The sequence below is a fragment of the Salmonella sp. SAL04202 genome (assembly GCF_046550775.1).
GTDB lineage: Bacteria > Pseudomonadota > Gammaproteobacteria > Enterobacterales > Enterobacteriaceae > Salmonella > Salmonella enterica.
This window is the reverse complement of sequence record NZ_JBGDXK010000005.1, coordinates 325,727-346,728: the sequence shown is the minus strand read 5'-3', so window position 1 is coordinate 346,728 and position 21,002 is coordinate 325,727. Positions and strand designations below refer to the sequence as shown.

Here is a 21,002-nt window from a genome sequence, read left to right as displayed (position 1 = left end):
CAGCGCGCAAAAACCGGAGCGTACACGTAGTACGTGAGGTTTGACTCGCTACGCTCGCCCTTCGGGCCGCCGCAAGCGGCGTTCAAAACGCTAATGCGTTTTGGCGAGCACTGCCCAGGTCCAAAATGGCAAGTAAAATAGCCCCATTAAATGGGGCTATTTAGTCTCTTCAGGGCGTTATTTATGCGCGTTGAGAATCCAGCAGTTCATTATTTTTTACTACTTCCTGCGCTTTGGTATAACTTTCAATCAGTAGCTGATAGGCCGGGAATATTTTGGTATATACATCCGCCCATTCTGCGGCATCTTCCCTATTCCAGGTACGTTGCAGCTCAGAGGCTACCGCCGCGGTATCCATTGGTACTACGCCCGCCTGCACCACGCGGGCCATCGTAATTTCCTGCGCCATTTTACTGTACGTGCCGGAGGCATCAATTACCGCAAATACCTTGTACCCTTCCGCGACGGCGCTGATGGCTGGAAAAGCCATGCAGACACTGGTAATAGTACCGGCGACGATCAGCGTTTTACGGCCTGTCGCTTTTACCGCTTGTACAAAATCGGCATTATCCCAGGCATTAATTTCCCCTTTACGCGCGACATATTGCGCGTGGGGCGCATTCGCATGGATTTCCGGAATCAGCGGACCATTCGGTCCCTGTGGTACGGATGCGGTAGTAATGACCGGCATATTGCATAAGGTAGCGATCTTAGCCAGCGCCGCGGCGCGCGCGCGTAATTCCGGCATCGGCATGTCGCCGACGGTCTGAAACAGGCCACTTTGGTGGTCAATCAGCAGCATTACTGCGTCGTTAGCATCAATGGCAGGGCGTTGACCGTTAAAATTCGCGGGTGTAGACATAATTCATTCCTTGTTGTTGCCTTTCACTGATAATCACTATCAGTGTTAAAGTCATTAATCGCCGGGGCGATTTCCGTTTTTAAGCTGATGACAGTAATCCGTTGCCAATTCTGGATTACCTTATTGAGTTCTTTCTGAAGGAATATTCATCGACATCACCTTCAGTTGATTTACTTTCACGCGAATCTGTTATCACAACAATATTCATATTATGAATAAATGTTTCTATTTTACATGGCAGAGAGGATTATTGATTGAAAAAACAGACTATATCCCTACAAATTGTTTCTGATGGATAGTTTTAAAATTATTTAGTATAAGTTTGAAATATATCAATTAAGAGTTAACTTATTTATATTAAAATAACATAAAGCACAGCTTAAATATTAAGTGCGAAGCGTGCTACTATTAAGTATGGCTACTGTAACTCTTAATAAATTGGAAACTATCCCTACATAACGAGTGCTGCTTTTTTGGATATTACAAGCCATTATAGAGAACACATTGAATAAAACCTTGTGTTTCATGTGGGGTAGATTATCAGGATATTTTTTCTCATGATTTATCTATGAGATATTAAAGCGTAGTGGCACAGTAAATTTGGCCACTTGATTAAAGGTGATATTCTCACCTCAATACAAAACAGGAGACTTAACGAACAAGAAAACCAAACGTACTTTCACTCCTGAGTCTGCTATAATGAGAAAAGCGGTGTCTACGCTTACCTGTTAATGTCTTATGCCTCTCGCTCTTCTATATGATCGGTATGTGCAGGGGACAATCCATGTCCTGCTACGCAGCCACAGCATCAGACTATACTCAGTGGTGTCTATTAACCCTCTCCAACTACGTTATGTTTTGGCATGGTAACAATGCGATGTTATGGATAATTAACGATAATATTGAATTTAATCCAGAAATGAATCGCCTGGCGTCATTATCGAGGCCAGATCTCAACATTATTCTGACAACGCCCGCCAGCCGCTGCTTGCGCCTTCTGCTGGAAAACGCCCCCTCCGTCGTCTCACAACAAACATTCTTTCAAAAAGTGTGGGAAGAAGACGGCATGGTGGTGTCGGCAAATACGCTTTATCAGAATATCTCCATTATTCGCCGCGGATTACGTACCGTTGGCGAAAATGAAGATACGCTGATAATCACGGTTCCGCGTAGAGGCTTTCAGATTGAGCCTGGTGTGAGCATCATGACCATCCGCAAAGACTTCGCTCAGACAATAGAAAAAAAGGGTGAGACGCCGCCGCGTACGTCAGGGCGTTGGTTTAAACATTATGTACCTGTACTTTGGATGACCGGGACATTTGCTGTCGGTATTTTGCTTGGCACTATAAGCTGGCAAACCGTTCCCGATAAGGATTTTTACGATCGCTACACGCTGGTTGAAACAACTCAGGGCTGTCATTTTTTCTCGCGGAATGAAGATATCGAAAGCGGTAGCCGCTTTGCAAGCTATAAGTCAATGATTCTAAAAACCGGTATGGATTGTCAGAAATACCCATGGGTCTATTTCCCTTCCAGCAGTCGCACCCCAGCGGTTACGGCATTGATTTGTCAGCAACCTTATAAAACGCGCGGTGATACAGGCTGCGTGACGCTTTTTTTCCGCGGGGTGACACATGGGTAAAAAGGCACTGATGTTAGCCTGCCTGACGCTACTTTTTCTGGGAGTAGGGCTTGGACATCTTTTTCATTTGTATACGGAAAAGAACCGGGATCCAGAGAAATGTACTGCGCCTGTGATTGTGTTTTATAACAACACTCAGGCTAACCTGACGCTGGATTTTATGTATTCGCTGAAAAAACGTACTGGGGTGGTTTCCATCAGCGGAACGTATTACGTCGATAATAAAATGAGCGGCGTGATCCGCCGTGATGTTTCCTATGTATGGAGTGAAAATAAAGACAGCACCCATTTTATATCGACGGATATCAACAAAGTCACGCGTGACGAAACACTGTCCGATGCGGTTATCGAGACGGTTTTACCCGATTTTTATGTCTATCCAGGGAAAAGTATCAGTTACACCATCCTGACTCAGGGCCATCGTGGTTTTATGTTCACCATCGGGAAACGCCCGATATTTTTCTGTACACATTAAGCGGTTTTGGGAACCGTTCATGGAACGTATCAGCCAAATGAAAGCGCTTCCGGGTAAAAGCCGCTGAAGATCAGCGGCTCTGTTGTTACCTGAATCAAAAACTGTATTTAACCCCCAGTAGGCCTTGGGTATTACTATAGCCCTGGTCACCTACCTGTTGCGCCACGTTACCCCATACGTTCAGGCGCGGGGTAATTTGTCCTTCAATACCCACTTTCAGTTCACCAATATTTTTCGTACCACGCATATCGCTGCTGACATCGTCCATCTTCACGCTGGCAGGCTGCGTATTATGGATCCAGTTCGCTTCCACGAATGGCTGGAACTCTCGAGATTTATTGTCATCAATAGCATTGTGGCCGTTAATATAGGCTTTTACGCCCATGCGGGTTAGCAGATTACCAGCGGTATCATCCTTGACGAGGGTACCATTGGCTTCGCGATTGTCGTCAGCCTGCACGCCCATCCATACCACCTGCGCTTTGGGCTGCAACCAGTAGCTTTGATGCGCGCTTTCACCTAACCTGAAGCTGTAACCGGCTTCAACCGAGGCGGTAATTCCTTTGGATTTATATTTCTCAGCGGCCTGATCCTGACCCATCACCTTGTTATCAAACCAGTTGTACAGCATCCAGGTATCCACATAAGCCCCAGACCGATCGATATTGTTAGCATACCAGGTGCCGTAAAGGCCGACGCTGTAACCGGTGACTTGACCACGGGAATGATAGTCACTCACGGACGACTGCGTGCGGTTCTGGCTGTTGGCATAACCTGCCATTGCACCAATATGCCAACGGTCAAGACCGTCAGTGCTCCACTGTGCCAGATCGCCTCCCAGTTGTAACACATAGCTGTTGATGCGGGTTTTTAGCTGCCCGCTGCCATCGTTGAAGCGAGTATGGGCGCCGACGTTACGCATCCACAGGCTGGTGACCTTCTTCTCACCCGTCAGCATATCGGTGTACTGGGTTTCACCCAGACGGTCATGGAGACGCGTCATGAACAGCGTATTTGCCGCATAGTTGTTGGCAAGATAGCTGCCCACTTCCGGACGGAACTGATGTTCTGTTATCGGCGGTGTGTCAGATTGCCCTATGTCAGGAATGACCGGATCAGGGATGACCGGGTCTACTGGCTCAGGGTCTACTGGATCAGGGTCCACCGGATCGGGAATAACAGGGTCAGGGATAACCGGGTCTACTGGATCAGGGTCTACCGGATCGGGAATAACAGGGTCCACCGGATCGGGAATAATCGGTTCGTCCGGCTCAATGTAGCTGGTCAGATACCAGTTTTTACCTTTCTGCACCACGTTGTAGTCATAGGCTCCGGCAACAATACGGCTTGCTTTTTCGAAAGTACCGTTAGAATTGCCAGCAACGTTAACAATTTCAATACCTTCAATGGTTTGAGCCCCGGCTCCTCCAATATTATTTACTGCAACAAATGTGTTGCCTGAAGTATTGCCGAGAACCTGCAGCCTGTCCGTTTCGGAATCATCATCGTTGAGCACAGTATTAAAGACCAGCTTACCGCCGTTGCCTACATAATCTTCATTGATGGTGAGCGTTTGCCATGGCTCGCCATCTTCATGGCTGAAGTTAATGGTTGCGCCACTATTCAGCGTCAGGTCAGTGAGCGTTGAGCTGCTGGTCATATTCCAGGTCGCATCGCTCATTTGTACAGAGATAACGCCTGTGCCCGCCGTAGCGCTGGTGATGTACGACGCCCCGTCCCATCGCGAGTTGTCCGTCATATTGAGCTTAATCGTACTGTTCTGCTGCGGTAGCGTACCGCTGGCGGCGGTGGCGCCAGCAGCACGAATATCACCGTCGATGACGAAACGACCTCCTGAAGAACCGTCAACAATGCCGCCAGTTTCCGTGCTGATGGCGTAACTTTCGCTACTGTTATCGCCCGCCATAGTAATAGCCGCACCGCCTGCCAGATTAATGGCGCCTCGGGAGAGGGCGTATAAACCGGCAGGGGCTTTACTATAGGATGCAGCCTTACTGGCGCTGTTAACGCTAATAGTGGCATTCTCTCCCAAATTAACGGTAGCGTTAGTTGCATATACCGCGTGTGCGCTGGCACCGTTCACCGTAATAGTAGCGTTGTTGCCAAGCTCGGTTCTGGAGGAGGATGCTGCGTAAATCCCCGTTGAGGATGCGCCGGAGGTTTCGATGGTTGCATCGTCACCCAGACGAATCAAAGAACCGCTTTGTCCGGTACGCAGCCCCTCCGAACTGTCGCCGGTAGTAACAATATGTGCACGATTGCCGACGACAATCGTATTTTTGGCACGTGACGCATCCCGCATGGCGTTAGCTGTAATTCCACGTCCCTGGCTACCTGTTGTTTTGATATACAGATCGTCGCCGACGTAAATATTGGCCGATCCGGTCCAACCCTGGCCCAGTGAGTTATATCCGGCGTTAATACCGTCACCATCCTGACCATCCACGTAGATGTTGGTACGGTCACCGGTAATAATAAATACCGGGTTATCCGGAGTATTTGCGCCGTGAGTACGGATGCCATCGACGTCTCTACCATTATTCGCGGCATTCGCCGACTGCGTCCGAATGGTCAGGTCGTTGCCAAAAATCACGCCCGGACTTCCCGTCCCGCTGTTTTGAATAACCGTGACAGTGTGTTCAAACGCCTCCGCGCCCGGCCCATTAAGCGTGAGGCCATTGCCATAAACCGGGATGGTACCGGTGTTCCACTGATAAACGTAGTTGGGCATGGTACCGACTTTGGTGAAACCGGTACTGGCCTGAGCGGGAATAATAGCCTGTAATTCCGGCGGCAACTGGCTGACTAGCCCACTGGATGGCAGACTATCAACGTCGACCCAGGCCGCCTGGGAGGGAAATACCATAGAGGCTAATGCTGCTGATACCGCTATGGCGATGAATGAGTAATTTTGGGGAGTTGGCATTCTGCCTCCTGCATTATGGCGTAAAGCGTCTTCCACATCGCAATAATATGGAAATAATAAAAATGGAAACGGATCTATAAAATATTTGATATTATTTTATGAATGCTATGCCCTAGCTTATTTTCAAGCCGCAGCTTATGCACATAAAGTTTCTTAATATCAATATTGTCAATATTTACAATCTGCTGAATACTTATTCCTGATACAAAGCGCTTAAGTAATATAAATTCCGTATAGTTAAGCGTTCGTCCACGTTTACTGTTGGCAAGCCGACCGGTAAACAAGCGGTGCATCTTTTGCTGTTGCACAATATCATCGTCATCGGAATAAATAATTCCTTGTATTTTATTGCTTTTCAAAATCCAGTAATTGGCCAGCGGAGTTAAACTTTTGTCAGAAATCAGGACAATATGCATACCACTGTTTGCCAGACTGTCAGCCCATTGTAAATCGGTAAATCGTCGAAGATTCGGGAAAGAAAAATCAACAAAGATAAAACCGCTGGATAAATGGTTGTGTCTATCAAGCAATAACTTTTCAATAAACCCTTTTTTCAGGAAAGCATTACCATCTGGCCAGATGGAAAATGCCGCATTATGACAGTATTGCACCCGTACTGCGCTGTCAGGGAATAATTGACAGGATAAATCGCAACTAATGCAATGGACAATTTGTGAAGGCTTTCTCATCATCCTGAACGACTCCCGTCGATGTTTCTATTAATATTTCATTGGTAAATAAATGTGTCAATCCAGATAATATACAGTGCTACGGCTGTCAAAAGTCGCGAATTATTGTCAGTGTCATAAACTCCTGGAAAGACCTAAAATACAGCTTTAAGGAACCATGACAGATCCGACAGTCGTAATACATCATTTCGGATTTGTATTTCACCCATTGGGATTTTTATACATAATCTCCAATATCATAAAAAATCTTAAAACAGCACTATTTGCTAAATCATGAGAGTGATAAATAACGGTTATCAATACCATCTGTCTGCTGCCTTCGTCACTATCGGGGTGATGTGATGAAATATAAAAGTAAATCCTGTAAACCTGTAATGAATTCTTATTATTAAAACCTAATTTAAGATTTTTTCTTTTATTGCATTGTTATTCAATGACTTAATGGTGACATTTGTGCTCTCATCAACTTCTTATATACAAATTTAAGACTCTTTTATAGAGACGCATGTAAACTTTAAGGGGGTGTAATGCTAATGCCATGAGAAAATCTTGTAACTTAACGCTGGGAGTCATACCTTGCCAATAAGTTGATCTGACTTAATTCTGATCGTGACAGTCTGAGCAACCGACAGACTTATCGGTCGAAGCAACTTCAGCTTCTGGCTTCTCTTTTCAATTGCTCATTTGATGAAAACTCTTTCCCGGAGCACATTAGTGAGAAACAGGATGTGGTCAAACCCAATGTCCATAGATGTCGTCAGTCACTTCAGAAATATCCGCCTCCTGGCAGATATCTTTAACCGCTCGTCCAGCTTCGACCAACTTAATTACGGCGATGTTCTGATGCTCAGGGAGACGGGCTTTACGCATAGAGATTCCTTCGTCAGCAGTTCGATGACGTGATCTCTAAATGTGAATAGCACGATTATGTGGAGTAATATGAGTACCGGGTATAAGAATGTATACGGGTATTTTGCTGCTGAAATATAATAATGGGAGGGATTACGAATAAACAGGACGTATGGGAGAGAAAGGGTATAAAGGTAAAATGCTTGCAGTATCTAATAGATAACAATGAAAAATCAGGTAACTGAGAAACTATTCAGTGTTTAGGTTAATGTGACATTAAGTCATTCAGCCGCTACAGCACATTATCAGGATAATTTCGTCTGGATAAAACAGCGGAGTGAATCGCCACAGGTTTAACAGACGCCACTGAGTCATTTAAAATGACTTAAAGAGAGGAGCCCATGAGCGGTAAACGTTATCCCGAAGCGTTTAAAATTAAAGCGGTAGAACAGATTATTGAGCGCAGCCATTCTGTTTCCTATGTTTGCATCAAAAATTTTTTCTAAATAGCTACGCGGAATAGTAAATCCCTTTGAGGGAACCCGGTCCGGATGGTGCAATCTGATCAATCGCCAAATCAAAACAAATCACCAACCGGACTAAGCGATGCCGATCATAGCACCCATTCCCCGTGACGAACGACGCCTGATGCAGTAAGTAATCCATAAAACGCATCCGCAGGCTGACGGCCATGCTGATGTTGCATCAGGGCGACCGCGTCAGCGATGTTGCCAGAACGCTCTGCTGTGCCCGTTCCTCCGTCGGACGCTGGATTAACTGGTTCACGCAGTCGAGTGTTGCAGGACTGAAATCATTACCTGCCGGACGAACCCGTCGCTGGCCTTTTAAGCATATCTGCACGTTATTACGTGAGCTGGTAAAACATGCTCCCGGCAATTTTTGCCATCAGCGCTCAATGAATGAGCGGACACAACAATAGCGTTCTTGGTAATACACCATAATGCAGTCATTGACATTTATTTCTTTTTTAATATTGTTTTATGAAATAAATAAATCCATTTAGTTTTTTTAATTTTACTTTTAAGAAAATATAAAAAAATGATTCTTGTAATCAGCTACATGATTTGAATGAACTAATTTTATACCTAAAAGTATAAAATTTAATCATATATATATTTATTTTCAATATATTTTATACGGATATCCTTATTTATAGTTAACATGAATTGTTTCTAAATGATAATACATGTGTTTTATTTTACATATTATATTTCCCTCGCTCATACTGCGCCCTCATTTAATCATAGATGACAATTTTTATTCACATTAAGGATGTATGTAATAATGAAAAAAACATTATCGTTAGCAGTTATGGTTATGGCGATGGGCGCGGGTTCTGCAATGGCTGCCGATCCAGTAGCAGCTGGCCAGATCACGTTCAATGGCCAGGTCGATCCAGCGACCTGTATCGCTAAAGTTGTTGACGGCGGTAAAACCAGTATCGGTTCTGACGGTACTGTTACACTGAAAACCGTTACTCTGGCAGATATGAAAGCTGCCGCAACCGTTGCACAAAACACCACTGGTTTGAATCCTAAAGATTTCTCTATCACCGTGGACTGCACTGGCGCTGATGCTGATCTGAAAAACGTAGCTCTGTATATGAGTTCTGCAGACTTCGCCAACAGCGACGGTACTCTGGCTAACAATACCAATATTACCCTGGGCTCAGGCATTAAAATGGCCAATGGCGTAAGTATCGCAGTACACGAAGTTGAAGCTGCCGGCGGTCTGACTCTGGTGAATATGGTTAACCACTCTGACAAACACGAACTGGCACTGGATGATACTACCCGCGCCGGTACCTATAATCTGCGCGCTTCCTACGTTATGGCTCCTGGTGTCACCAGCGATGCAGTGACCTCCGGCGCGGTCACCACTAACTCTATTTACTCTATCGTTTATAATTAATCTACACCTACCCGTGAAGATTATTTAGCGAATTGTCATGCGAGCATGCGTGCCGATATTTTTCGGTACGCTTATTATCAATAAAATATCCTGCCCATACCGCGATGGATTAATGGCGATATTTAAGCACGCAAGGAATGCTTATGTTATGTCATCTGAGAACTGCATTTACGGTCATCACGCTTACCGGCACGTTACTAAGTAATGTCGCCTGGGCTGATATTGTTATTTCAGGTACGCGTATCGTTTATCGCGGCGCACAAAAAGATGTTAACGTGCGCCTGGAGAATAAAGGCTCGCGGCCATTGCTGGTACAAACTTGGTTGGATACCGGTAATGATAATACGGAACCTGGTGCAATTAAGGTACCATTTAACGCCACTCCGCCGGTTTCTCGTATCGATCCCAAAAAAGGCCAGACGATAAAAATTATGTATACCGGTAGTCAAACTCTTCCCAGTGACCGGGAAAGTGTATTCTGGTTCAACGTACTGGAAGTGCCGCCAAAAGCTAATAAAAATGAGAATTCAGCTGCGCAGAACACGCTGCAGTTAGCGTTTCGCACGCGCATTAAACTGTTTTACCGCCCTCAAGGATTGGGCGATCTGGCGGGTGAGGCTCCGGCAAAGTTAACCTGGAGAATGAAGCATGAACAGGGCAAGTCCGTTGTGACCGTTAATAATCCAACGCCCTATTTTGTCTCGTTTAATAGTATTGAACTGGAGTCGACTGGTAAAAAATATATCGTCGACGGTCAAATGGCTGCTCCGCTAACTGAGACCAGTTTTACTCTCAAAACCGCGACTACGATCAGCAGTGGCAAAATTAACTACAGTTTTATCAATGATTTTGGCGGAATTATCAACGCTACAGCCTCTCTACAATAAAAATAAGAAGGATTATAACGTTGTACACCTTTATCAATTGCCCTCATCCCTTATCGCGCACTACCATTGCTATCTGCCTGGCATTGTGTGCTGTTAATAGGGGCTATGCTGCGGAAAGCATTGAGTTTGATGAAACTTTTCTAATGGGTGATGGTAAGTCGTCTATTGATATTAGCCGCTATGCCGACGGTAACCCTACACCGCCGGGGGTATACAATGTCAGCGTTTTTGTTAATGATAAAATCACAACTAATCTGGAAATTCCGTTTATTGATGTCGGAAAAAATGATGCTGAAGCCTGTATCAGCAAAAAAAATCTTGCGCAGTTGCATATTAATCAGCCTGAGAAGATAAAAAATAGCGATATTTTGCTAAAGAAAGAGGATGAAAATAGCGATTGCCTGAATCTGACAACGCTAATAGACAATTCGAATATTAGCTACGATAGCAGCGATCAACGTTTATACATTACTGTACCGCAAGCCTGGCAGAATCGTAGCTATCAAGGTTATGTCGACCCTTCATTGTGGGACAATGGGATTAATGCCGCCACTTTATCTTATTCACTCAATGCCTATCACAGTGAATATGACAATGGAAATAATGACACCTTTTATGGTGCCTTTAACAGCGGTGTTAACCTTGCGGGTTGGCGCTTTCGCGCCACCGGTAACTATAACTGGGCCAAAAATGGTGGTAGTAACCTCGATTTTCAGAACCGCTACGTTCAGCGTGATATTACCGCATTGCGATCTCAGCTCATTATGGGTGAGGCCTATACGACGGGCGAAACCTTTGACTCGGTTAATATTCGCGGTGCTCGCCTCTATAGTGACAGCCGAATGTTGCCATCCTCGCAGGCCAGCTATGCGCCTATTATTCGAGGAGTTGCTAACAGCAACGCCAGGGTCACTATTACCCAGGGGGGTTACAAAATCTATGAAACTACCGTACCGCCAGGAGCCTTTATCATTGACGATCTTAGCCCATCCGGTTTCGGTAGCGATTTGATCGTTACTATTGAAGAGGCTGACGGCTCCAGGCGAACCTTTAGCCAGCCGTTTTCTTCAGTGATGCAGATGCAGCGACCTGGCGTCGCCCGCTGGGATTTTAGCATTGGGCAGATGAAAGACGACAGCCTGCGTCATGAACCTAATTTGATTCAGGGATCGTTTTACTACGGTATCAACAACTATGTGACTGGTTATGCAGGCCTGCAAGTCACCGATAATGATTACTCAGCTGGGTTATTAGGTGTGGGGATTAACACACCATTTGGCGCCATTGCAGTGGATGTCACCCAATCGCAGGCGGAAATCACCGATGATGAGTCTTATGCCGGACAGAGTTACCGTCTGACGTGGAACAAACTGCTGGAGCCGACAGAGACCTCGATCAACGTTGCTGCTTATCGCTATTCTACCCGAAAATATCTTGGGCTGAGCGATGCACAACGCCTGATTGATGATGCGGCACATGGCGTGGTGAGTACGAAAATGAATACTTACGAGCGACTCAAAAATCAGTTTACCGTCAGTATCAGCCAGCCGTTGCAATTTGAGAAAGAGGATTACGGTTCATTCTATCTTTCCGGATCCTGGAGTGATTATTGGGCGGGTGAGCATAGTCGCAGTGAGTACAACGTCGGCTATAGCAAAGGGTTCAGTTGGGGGAGTGCGGGTATTACCGTTCAGCGTACATGGAACGAATATGGTGATAAAGACGATGCGATGTATATTAACTTTAGCATTCCATTGAGTAATCTTTTTGGTGGTACTTACCGCCGTTCAGGTTTTACCAGCCTTAACGCCAATATTAATACTGATTTTAACGGCACCCATATGGTGAATATGAACTCAAGCGGTAATAGCGAAGATAATTTGCTGAATTACAGTGTTAACACCGGTTATACGATGAATAAGACCGGTAGCGATCTTGCCTCAGTAGGCGGTTATGCCAGCTATGATTCACAATGGGGCAGTTGGTCTGCATCCAGCTCATTTGATACTGATAAGAGTCGACAATATTCACTGAGTACAGATGGTGGTTTTGTGCTGCATAGCGGTGGTTTGACCTTCAGTAATGACAGTTTTAGCTCCAGCGACACCATAGTGCTGGTGAAAGCGCCAGGGGCCAAAGGTGCACGTATTAACAGTAGCGGCAGTAGCGTAGACCGTTGGGGCTACGGTGTAACCTCTTCGCTGTCACCATACCGTGAAAATACCATTTCACTGGATATTGAGGACATGGATGGTGACGTGGAACTGAAAAGTACCAGTACCATTGCCGTACCGCGCGATGGCGCGATTCTCTTCGCCAACTTCGAAACCGACCAGGGGCGTTCAGCCATCATAAATATGAGCCGCAGCGATAATAAGACATTGCCGTTTGCTGCTGAGGTTTATGAAGGTGATGCGCCAATTGGCAATATGGGCCAGGATGGTCAGGCATTTGTGCGTGGTATTAACGATGCTGGTGAACTCATCGTTCGTTGGTATGAAGAGGGTCGGCCGCAGTCCTGTCGCGCAGCCTATCAATTCCCGGCTCAGCCAGCCACTCTACCGGGGAGTCAGACATTGGTGTTGAGTAATGTCATCTGTCGTATCTCCAACCGTAACTAAGATGGAATAGATCATGAAACGGAATAAATCTGTACTTACCGCACCATTATTGGGGCTGATATTACCACTAGCCAGCCATGGGGCTGCGGCCCCTACCGAAATTAATGTTGATTTTACCGCAACGGTGATTGAGACCACCTGTAATTTTATTATTGATACTGCCGTCAGCCCGGCTGTTAAGGAAAATACGCGTAATAGTCAGTATACATTGACTATACCTAATGTTTCTTTGGATAAAATCATTAGCGAAGACCCTGCGGCGCAGTCTAATTTTACGCTGAAGACTGATAATTGCAGCCCCGGGATTTCTGCCATTAGCACAAAAATCACCAGTTCCGCAGGACGCACTGGCAACCTGATTAACAACAGTCTGTCAAACAGTACTGCGGCAACTAATATCGGCATGGGTTTTAAACGCCAGAGCGATAGCGGTAATAACTTTATTACTCCGGATAACGCCACGACTATCACATGGAGTTCTGATGAAAGGTCGGCAGGTTTACCCTTGACCGTTGCCCTGCGCATCGTTAACAGCAGTGGTACAACGTCTACCGGTGAGTTTGAGTCTACCGCCACCTTCAACTTCACCTATAACTAACAAGGATGATGATAATGAACAGGAAATTACTCGCCGGGATGGTTTTTGGTAGTTTATTAAGCACAGGAGTTGCTTCTCCAGCCTGGGCCGGAACCTCAACCCTTGATCTCAAAGTAAAAAGTACTATCGAAGTAGGTACCTGTACTGCGGCTATCTACGACGGTACCACTCAAACCAACACTATCGCACTGGGTAACGTGCCAGTTTCACAGGTAGTGAACTATCAAAGTAATGCAGGCAAAGCTTTTAAAATACGTTTTTCTGACTGTTCTGGTTTGCCAAACGGCAAGGCTAATCTGAAAATTGTTAAGCGGGCCAATGGCTGTGCAGGGGGCAACTCAAACCAGGCTGGTTTTGCCAATAGTACAGCCGCTGCAAGTGGTGGCGCTACGGCTACGGCCCTGGAGCTATGGACGGGTAGCTCGGCAGGTCAGGGAACGCAGTTCCACTGCTACACGCCGGACACCACCACACAGGAGATTAATGTCTCAGCAGCAACAGGTTCTACTACGGTTGATTATGATATGAGCGCCAGGTTAGCCATGCCGTCGGGTAAATCCCTGGCTGATATTCAGGCGGGGTCATTTCTTGGTGAAACCACCTTTATTATCTCTTATAACTAAGGCTCTGGAATAGCCATGCTGACGCGCAGACAGTGTTATTTTCTATTTTGTTCAGGGCTGGCAACGGCCTTTTTATCGCGACCGGGATACGCCGACCATAACGTCGATGTGACTGCAACGGTGATTAATAATACCTGTCGGTTGGAAGTCAATGATAACGGTGTGGTGCGACTGCCCACCGTTAAGCTGGACTATTTCTCGAATGAGATTACAGCTGAAACTGATTATGCCGGGGGGCAAAACTTTACTCTGCGTCTGGTTGATTGTCCGGTCAGCGATGATAAGATTTCTCAGGTGTTATTTACCTTTTCCCCGCAACAGGGGGCCTTGCCTGCGGATAACTTACAGGTATTTGCTAATGAGTTAGCGCAAAATAAAGATGGTGCGAAAAATGTTGGCGTGGTGATTTTTTCCGCTCAGAGCAACGCTACACGTTTTAATGTGCTGGATGTCAATGGGATGTCAAAAGCTATCTATAGCTTGCCGGATAGCAATTACAGTAATTCACAGTGGACATTCTACGCCCGGATGCAAAAAATTGTCAGCATGGAAGATGTGTCATCAGGGCTGGTAACTGCCAGAGTGCTGGTGAATATATCTTACCAGTAAATAAAAACAAGGATGATAAAATAATGACGATTAAATTTCGCATGTTATGTCTGTTGTTGTCGACTCTTTCTTTATTTTCACAAGCCTCCTATGGATGGTCTGTTTTTGTTGGAGATTATGGCAACGTAAATAGTAGTAATATTTCAAGCAGCATCAGCGATATCACTGTAGATTTCAACCCGACAACTTTTGTAAAACCTCTGGCAATGCATGAAGGAAACGGTTTACGGGAAATTGCCGTGACGGATGCTGCAAGAGATCTTGATCCTCATACCGGCCTGAGTTGTAATAAAGATGGTAACGAAGGTCAGGCTGATTTGCATCATGGGTATATCGATTCTGGATTAACTTATAATGGCAATAAGCTCTGGAAGACAAATATTACCGGGCTCTATTTTGCTCTTGAATTTACTAGTATTAACTTTGGTGGGCAATATTACAGTGAGCAATTTTGGGTCAACTGGGCCAGCGGTGATAGTGCAGCTAAATCCTTTAATATGCATACTATAATGGGGGCCGATCAGCGTACAAAAGCTGGAATGTGCGATAGGGCTACCAACTGGAAGTATTATGCCTATGGTGGCATTGTTTTATGGATTAAATATCATATTTATATTGATGATAAATTTAATCCTAATGGCGCAACATCCCTCCCCATCACTTTTCTGAAAAGTAGTATATATGATCTTAAATTTAATACACCGTACACCTCAGATGCTGCGCAGCATTCTGTGAGCTACGTGTTCAATAGTGGTACACTGAATATCAATTATCCAACCTGCACAGCCAGTGCCGTTACCGGTGAGGGCGTTAGTAATGCTACCGTGCCGTTTGGACGTGTTTCTGCTGAAGATATTGTTAATGGAAGCACGACGATGCAGAAAACATTTTCTATTGAACTCAGTAACTGTAAGTATGTTAAAAACCTGAATGTGACGCTGGATTCTACCAATATTGGTACAACAGATAAAACTTTACTAAGTAATACATTGACGAGTAGTGCTGCCAGTGGGATTGGTGTAATGATTGAGGGGGAGAAGAACCCACTCAGCACCAGCGACTGGACATTGCTCAAGCCCAGAGACAGTACTTCAGTTTATAAATTTACCAATACACCTGATTATACCAACAGCGATATTGGAAATAGTACCCAAACAATGAATTTTCGGGCTACCTTAAAACAGGATGGCAGTAATGTTATCAATGCAGGTGAATTTAAAGCTACGGGTAGATTTACCATCAACTATCCATAATATCTTTACCTGTAGATCTACTACTGGGGCAGGAAACATATTCGATAGAGCCCGGTGTTAGATCTTTTTCATAAAGATGGTCGTTCGGTATGAATGACCTCTTTATTGTATATAAATTCCATGTCGCTATGGGGAAAATTCTTTGTCACGATTGATATGTATATGCATGTAGGCACCTCAATAGGTTGGCTTATAACAAATAATGGCTATGTCAATAACCGGATTGCTACACACCAAAAATAATATCATATGGTTATTGACGTCAATGGTTCAATCAGCCTGATAAGCGTGCGTTGGAATATCATGAGTAAAATAGAAAGAAGTATATAGAAGTTAAATAATATACCGCCTTTAGAGTATATTTCAATTTATCGTGCTCAGAGATTATTGAATTGTGAGCCAGCAGATTAACTTCATCGGCATGATATTGGTGCAATAAATCGTTGTTTGAGGATAGCAGAAACAAATGGAGCATTAGGGTGTGTCCTTAACCTAACAATCGCCTCAAAAACAATCTGATGGCTCCCGGCTTTAACATGCACTGGTAGTTACTTGCCGTTTTCTCTGAACGTGTCGCTGAGGCGTGCAGGTAAATCCCGCCATGGAGCGCCTGAACAAAGCACCCAAAATATACCATTCATAACGTGTCGATGAGCAAAGTAAGGACGTCCACCTCTGGAAGAGCCCCTTTCAGGTGGCAACATAAGGGAAATGAGCGCCCACGCTTCTTCAGGGAAATCGTAACGAGCCAAATTCAGTGACGCTTTGTAATCAAATCATGCGCCAGATTGTACAAAAATAGTTACGGGACACACCCTGGCTTGATGGCTTCGTTAATAGCCACATCCGGCCATGTTCCAGATGTGGGGCTTTTCTCCTTCCCCTCTATTCGGTACTTCCTCCGCCAGCACGTTGACCCCGTTGGATTCACCAGCAAAAAGAGCCCCTGCCGATAGAAAATTTGTAAGGTTTACTACGGGCATCAAGTGATTTTATTATTTGATTATTAATGATTTTTTTATTTTGGTGGCATGTTATTTTACCTCCAATAGTTGGTATGCCCAATTGTGCCCCCAAAGGCATATTGATACCAATAGACTTCGGTTGACCTCAGAATACAAAGAAAGCCTGATATATAAGGGATTAGAAAGGGTTTTGTTGACGTCAGGAGAGTTCAGAAGAGGCAAACTGGCGGAGATCACAGGAGTCGTATTCAATGGTTAACTTATTGATTTAAAATTGATTTTTTGTGTTGGATAAATGAGTGCCCCCCATAAGCACCCCCAAATGATTTTGCTTGTGGAGATTGGGGGCATTACGCGCTGTTTTTTAGCCTTCATTGTCACTTGATCAATGAAGGCAAGAAATGTGAGTAAACTTAGCCATCTGTCTCTTCAACGCTAAAAGCGTGAAGAGTTCTAAGAGTATTTTCAGTGCACCATGCAGGATTTTCCTTGCTCAAGATTTCATCATAAATGGCTTCACTGAAGGGTATCGTGAGTAAAAAAGAAGCTTTTTTACCTTCAGTAGGTACTATCGGTTTACCACTGCTCACCCAATGCGCTTCAAGTCGGACATTCAGATTTTGCCATTCCACTCCTTTACGAAGTCTATCTTTTTTAAGTGAATAGAAAAAAGCTGATTTACCGTTTGGCGTCGGATGGTTATCCATCAACATCAGAAGAAGCGGGATTCCCCAGTCTGGCATATAGCTATAATGCCAGATCCCAAAACTATCAGCGATTCTGACCAAACGAATGAATGACTTTTGATCAAGCTTCCCTTCTCCTCCACGTAAATACCTACAAACTATCCACGCCTTGCAGAGATTATCAAATTGCATGAATCGATTTCGGCGAGATGCAGCAATTTCTGTTGATGCTGTTCTGTCATTCCCGGAAAGGCCACCGAAACGTTGAGATGTAGACCCAAGAGGGCAAAATTCGCCGTTATCAGGCGGAGATGAATGAGAGAATCTGGGGCTATAGTCAGGATTAGGAGTAACTAAGCCACTATCATGAACTCTTTGCTCACATGCGATACAACGTAATGAAGGGTACTTGTCTCGTGAAATACCTTTCACCCTTTGTGCAAATTCTTCGATATTGATCTCAGCCCAACAACCCTGCTCCAAAATTTCTGCTTTGTCCATAATACATTAACTATTGCTGAAGTATAACCGTGAGGGAAATTAGAATTGCAGGTTAAAAATGAACCAGCAAGCAATTTTTGCTACTAATACTGTTGTACACTCTCTAATCACATTTTTTGCTAATAGCCGCGTTAAGTCAGAGATAAAAACAAACGCGCCTGCTGGGAGTAGCTGGCGCATTATGCAGTGAAATAAAGTTGAGGGACCAATCAGGAATGGTGGTGTTAAATTAATGCTGGGGCGTGGTTCTGTAATACCTGTTCAGCTTCTTGCTGGAAAAACTGGCGTGTAATGCTGAAGAATTCATGCAGTTTATGATCTAGCGAAGGGACCAGCTCAAGCTGAAGTAATTGTTGCAGATCCCAGCCTTTTTCAATATGTTCCTCAAAAAGCTGTTCCAGCTCTTCCCAATGATTACGACGTTCCGTTTGAAGGAATCCGCTGTTCAGATTTAGTAGATCAATGGTGTACTCTGCCCTCTCCATTTCCTGGGCATTTAGCTCATCAGCCGGTACTATTCGGCCATCAGAAAGGTAAGCAAAATAACGAGAACAGTCAGGGAGGTGACAATGAATAAACTTTGCCATATCCACGGCCTCTTGTTTTCCTCTTGCGTGACCGCCGAAAGCGTTGATACCAAACAGGTGCAAACCATTCTCAGAGTCTAACGCGCTGGCGGCGAGATTTTGATAATCGAAGGTTCGCCCTGGCTGCTGACTTTTATTTTCGACGTGTTCAATGTGATAGCCGAGGCCACGCAAATCAGCACGGATTTCGCTGTAACAGCAAAGGTGATATTGCTCATTGAGAAGCAGAGTCATTAAGGCTGCTTTATTCTCACGACCAAAGTGCTGCCAGCGACGAGTTGATTGATCTGAATTTTGTGGTGGTTGCTCATGTGCAGTGAGTAAGGCATCTGTTCCACGTCGGGTTTTTATCACATGCCTCATTGCGCTTTCCCTTTCAGCATGTTCTGCCGGGCAATGCTGCGCTGTAAGCGTTGGAGTTGTGGATGTTGATCACCCAGCGCCGCCTGTAATGCAGCCATCAGTTGCTGTGCTTCTGGCTCGTCGTACTTCCCTTGATCTACCCAAGCCGTCAGCTTTTGTAGGTCAGCCTTCTCCTTAACCGGAGGTTGCGGATCGACACCCATCACACTTTGTAGCACGTCGTTACTCGGCTCGCCGTAGGTCGCTCCGAGCGGCATCAACGCTTTCCCGTTGCCATTCTCATCCTGCTCAAGCAGACGAATGGATTCACGTTTTACCGTGCTGATAACCTGCGGGCTATGGGTAGTGACAATAAACTGGATTAGTGGAAATGCGCTGCGCAAAGACTGGATAATTTGCTGCTGCCAGGCTGGGTGCAGGAACATATCGACTTCATCGATCAGCACAATCCCCTGTGTTTTTAAGGCGGCTTCATCGCGTAAATGGGGGTTGAGTTTGACACAGCGAAACGCGATATCCGCTACCATCGCAACCGCATTACGCAGGCCGTCGCTGAGCTGGGATAAGGGAATCTTACCGTGCTGTGGATGGTTCATCACCAATTGCTGGTTATGGCTGGAGCTGTATTCCAGATCGTGCCAGCCAGTCACTTCCTGCGTCAGACAGTTAATGGCTTGCTGGATGGCTTGAATAGCTTCTTTCATCCGCTGAACACGAACACCTTCTTTTAACTTTGCTGAAGGTGATTCAAGTTGTGTGATTTGATGTTCACGGTAGCTAAGCCATAACCAGCTATACCATTGTTCAAATTGCTTATAATTTGATGTGGCAGAAAGGCAATCGTCATAACCAGACAAACGTGAAAAGGCGCTGTTATCCAGACGCTGTTCAGTAGGCTGTGCCTCATAACGTTCCTGATACCACAAGCGAGCAGTCCCCAGATAAAGCATTAGGGGAAGCTCAACCTGCTGCAAATTATGCTCTTCACGCACCAGCGTCTGAAGTTGTTCACCCCAACGGGTAAGCTGCGCCGCTGTCTTATCTTCATGCGGCGGCTGTTCTCCTCGCTTGTCGAGCATCCAGGTTGCCGTTTTTCCACTTTCCCATTCCCCGGTAGCCGTAATCATGGCCGGAGACGACATTTCCATGTTCAGCGCTTCGGGGCGGAAAACCAGACGTACATCTTCTGTACGGATCGCCAGCGATTTATCTTTTACGTAGAGGCTGGCATCAAAACCACGAATAAAGGGAAACAGCGCCAGGCGTATCGCATCCAGCACTGTCGTCTTGCCCGCGCCATTCGGTGCAACCAGAATCGTAATGTGCTCATCAAAAGTAATATCGAGCTGTCTGAAGCAACGAAAGTTAAGCAGTGAAAGTTTGTCGATTCTCATTACACCAGCCTCACCTGTTTTTATGTTTTAGTATAATAACATCTCTTGCCTGCAATCTTGCCCGCTTTAAGCGGGCAAAGGTTACGCCTTTTATCACGTTTTAACTATTTATCCTGTTGATTAACATGGTTTTTCTAAGGAATTAATAAAATCCTTTCCTGTCGTGTCCGTAGAATATCGACAGCCTGGAGACAAGGTGACTGTTGCTGGTAACCATATTCTTTGCGTTCGATACCAACTCGTTCATGTTTTTTCTTCAGAAAGTTACGGCATCGACAAACGTAGCGCCTGCGTTGATAAACGTAAGGCTATAGTGCCTTCAAGTAGATGAGTAAGCTGCGACGTTACTGCTCGTATGAACACCATCCACCCTCATGATGTGAGCCTGTACCCCCATGTGGATGTTGACCCTTTGGGCAGGCAAGCGCACTGGATGATGCCGTGACGGTAATAAAAGCGATAATCATCGCTGTAAATAATCTCTTCATATATAACTCACATTAATAAATTAGAACATAT

The 21,002-nt window shown here is 45.2% G+C and carries 16 protein-coding genes and 6 pseudogenes; 11 read left to right on the top strand and 11 right to left on the bottom strand.

What is annotated here, in order from left to right; translation table 11 throughout:
• Nucleotides 1-181: 181 nt before the first annotated feature.
• Nucleotides 182-862: an isochorismatase family protein gene (locus tag ACLJQJ_RS19655; RefSeq protein ID WP_000106464.1), complete on the bottom strand. Its 681-nt coding sequence runs from the start codon at nt 860-862 to the stop codon at nt 182-184.
• A 784-nt stretch (nt 863-1,646) separates the two neighbouring features.
• Here ACLJQJ_RS19655 and ACLJQJ_RS19650 point away from each other — a divergent pair.
• Both ACLJQJ_RS19650 and ACLJQJ_RS19645 read left to right on the top strand, forming a co-directional pair.
• Entirely contained in the window at nt 1,647-2,504 is an 858-nt protein-coding gene (locus ACLJQJ_RS19650) for a transcriptional regulator (RefSeq protein ID WP_077950905.1), read from the top strand.
• A 10-nt stretch (nt 2,505-2,514) separates the two neighbouring features.
• Complete coding sequence (locus tag ACLJQJ_RS19645) at nt 2,515-2,979, top strand: hypothetical protein (RefSeq protein WP_001521985.1); 465 nt, start codon at nt 2,515-2,517, stop codon at nt 2,977-2,979.
• A gap of 94 nt (nt 2,980-3,073) precedes the next feature.
• On the opposite strand, the gene misL is transcribed toward ACLJQJ_RS19645, so the two are convergent.
• The 3 genes and pseudogenes from misL to ACLJQJ_RS19630 all read right to left on the bottom strand — a co-directional run.
• Nucleotides 3,074-5,926, bottom strand: coding sequence for an intestinal colonization autotransporter adhesin MisL (misL, locus tag ACLJQJ_RS19640; protein ID WP_063809488.1), 2,853 nt, complete (start codon nt 5,924-5,926; stop codon nt 3,074-3,076).
• Between the two features lie 74 nt (nt 5,927-6,000).
• Nucleotides 6,001-6,618, bottom strand: coding sequence for a helix-turn-helix transcriptional regulator (locus ACLJQJ_RS19635; RefSeq protein ID WP_000984809.1), 618 nt, complete (start codon nt 6,616-6,618; stop codon nt 6,001-6,003).
• Between the two features lie 735 nt (nt 6,619-7,353).
• Nucleotides 7,354-7,485: pseudogene (locus tag ACLJQJ_RS19630) on the bottom strand (transposase); the annotation flags it as partial.
• Nucleotides 7,486-8,124: 639 nt separating this feature from the next.
• Between ACLJQJ_RS19630 and ACLJQJ_RS19625 the strand changes: the two are divergent.
• The 9 genes and pseudogenes from ACLJQJ_RS19625 to ACLJQJ_RS19585 all read left to right on the top strand — a co-directional run.
• Nucleotides 8,125-8,380: pseudogene (locus tag ACLJQJ_RS19625) on the top strand (helix-turn-helix domain-containing protein); the annotation flags it as partial.
• 389 nt (nt 8,381-8,769) lie between these two features.
• Nucleotides 8,770-9,396 carry a fimbrial protein gene (locus tag ACLJQJ_RS19620; RefSeq protein WP_000753270.1) on the top strand — a complete coding sequence of 209 codons (627 nt, stop codon included), beginning with the start codon at nt 8,770-8,772 and terminating at the stop codon, nt 9,394-9,396.
• Between the two features lie 143 nt (nt 9,397-9,539).
• Nucleotides 9,540-10,283 (top strand): fimbrial chaperone, encoded by a 744-nt coding sequence (locus ACLJQJ_RS19615; RefSeq protein ID WP_000882257.1) that lies wholly within the window; start codon nt 9,540-9,542, stop codon nt 10,281-10,283.
• A gap of 20 nt (nt 10,284-10,303) precedes the next feature.
• Nucleotides 10,304-12,904: an outer membrane usher protein gene (locus ACLJQJ_RS19610; protein ID WP_001747525.1), complete on the top strand. Its 2,601-nt coding sequence runs from the start codon at nt 10,304-10,306 to the stop codon at nt 12,902-12,904.
• 13 nt (nt 12,905-12,917) lie between these two features.
• Complete coding sequence (locus ACLJQJ_RS19605; protein WP_039590871.1) at nt 12,918-13,502, top strand: fimbrial protein; 585 nt, start codon at nt 12,918-12,920, stop codon at nt 13,500-13,502.
• Nucleotides 13,503-13,516: 14 nt separating this feature from the next.
• Nucleotides 13,517-14,125 carry a fimbrial protein gene (locus tag ACLJQJ_RS19600; RefSeq protein ID WP_001080417.1) on the top strand — a complete coding sequence of 203 codons (609 nt, stop codon included), beginning with the start codon at nt 13,517-13,519 and terminating at the stop codon, nt 14,123-14,125.
• A gap of 15 nt (nt 14,126-14,140) precedes the next feature.
• A complete protein-coding gene (locus tag ACLJQJ_RS19595) occupies nt 14,141-14,734 on the top strand; it encodes a fimbrial-like protein (protein WP_023200969.1) in 594 nt (197 codons plus the stop codon).
• A gap of 23 nt (nt 14,735-14,757) precedes the next feature.
• Nucleotides 14,758-15,987: a fimbrial protein gene (locus ACLJQJ_RS19590; RefSeq protein WP_001522214.1), complete on the top strand. Its 1,230-nt coding sequence runs from the start codon at nt 14,758-14,760 to the stop codon at nt 15,985-15,987.
• A 342-nt stretch (nt 15,988-16,329) separates the two neighbouring features.
• Nucleotides 16,330-16,464, top strand: a pseudogene (locus ACLJQJ_RS19585) (hypothetical protein); the annotation flags it as partial.
• 104 nt (nt 16,465-16,568) lie between these two features.
• Here ACLJQJ_RS19585 and ACLJQJ_RS19580 read toward each other — a convergent pair.
• From ACLJQJ_RS19580 to ACLJQJ_RS19550, 7 genes and pseudogenes are all read right to left on the bottom strand, one after another.
• Nucleotides 16,569-16,739: pseudogene (locus ACLJQJ_RS19580) on the bottom strand (transposase); the annotation flags it as partial.
• 50 nt (nt 16,740-16,789) lie between these two features.
• Nucleotides 16,790-16,948 (bottom strand): Arm DNA-binding domain-containing protein, encoded by a 159-nt coding sequence (locus ACLJQJ_RS19575; protein WP_342365454.1) that lies wholly within the window; start codon nt 16,946-16,948, stop codon nt 16,790-16,792.
• Between the two features lie 417 nt (nt 16,949-17,365).
• Complete coding sequence (locus ACLJQJ_RS19570; protein ID WP_050067998.1) at nt 17,366-18,139, bottom strand: hypothetical protein; 774 nt, start codon at nt 18,137-18,139, stop codon at nt 17,366-17,368.
• A 224-nt stretch (nt 18,140-18,363) separates the two neighbouring features.
• Entirely contained in the window at nt 18,364-19,089 is a 726-nt protein-coding gene (locus tag ACLJQJ_RS19565) for a retron system putative HNH endonuclease (RefSeq protein ID WP_001521981.1), read from the bottom strand.
• On the bottom strand, nt 19,086-19,295 hold the full coding sequence (locus ACLJQJ_RS19560) for a hypothetical protein (RefSeq protein ID WP_125541612.1): 210 nt from the start codon (nt 19,293-19,295) through the stop codon (nt 19,086-19,088). Before ACLJQJ_RS19560 ends, ACLJQJ_RS19565 begins: the two co-directional genes overlap by 4 nt.
• Nucleotides 19,292-20,483, bottom strand: a pseudogene (locus ACLJQJ_RS19555) (AAA family ATPase). The gene ACLJQJ_RS19560 and the pseudogene ACLJQJ_RS19555 overlap by 4 nt, the downstream one beginning before the upstream one ends.
• 134 nt (nt 20,484-20,617) lie before the next feature.
• Nucleotides 20,618-20,749, bottom strand: a pseudogene (locus tag ACLJQJ_RS19550) (TA system toxin CbtA family protein); the annotation flags it as partial.
• Nucleotides 20,750-21,002 lie beyond the last annotated feature (253 nt).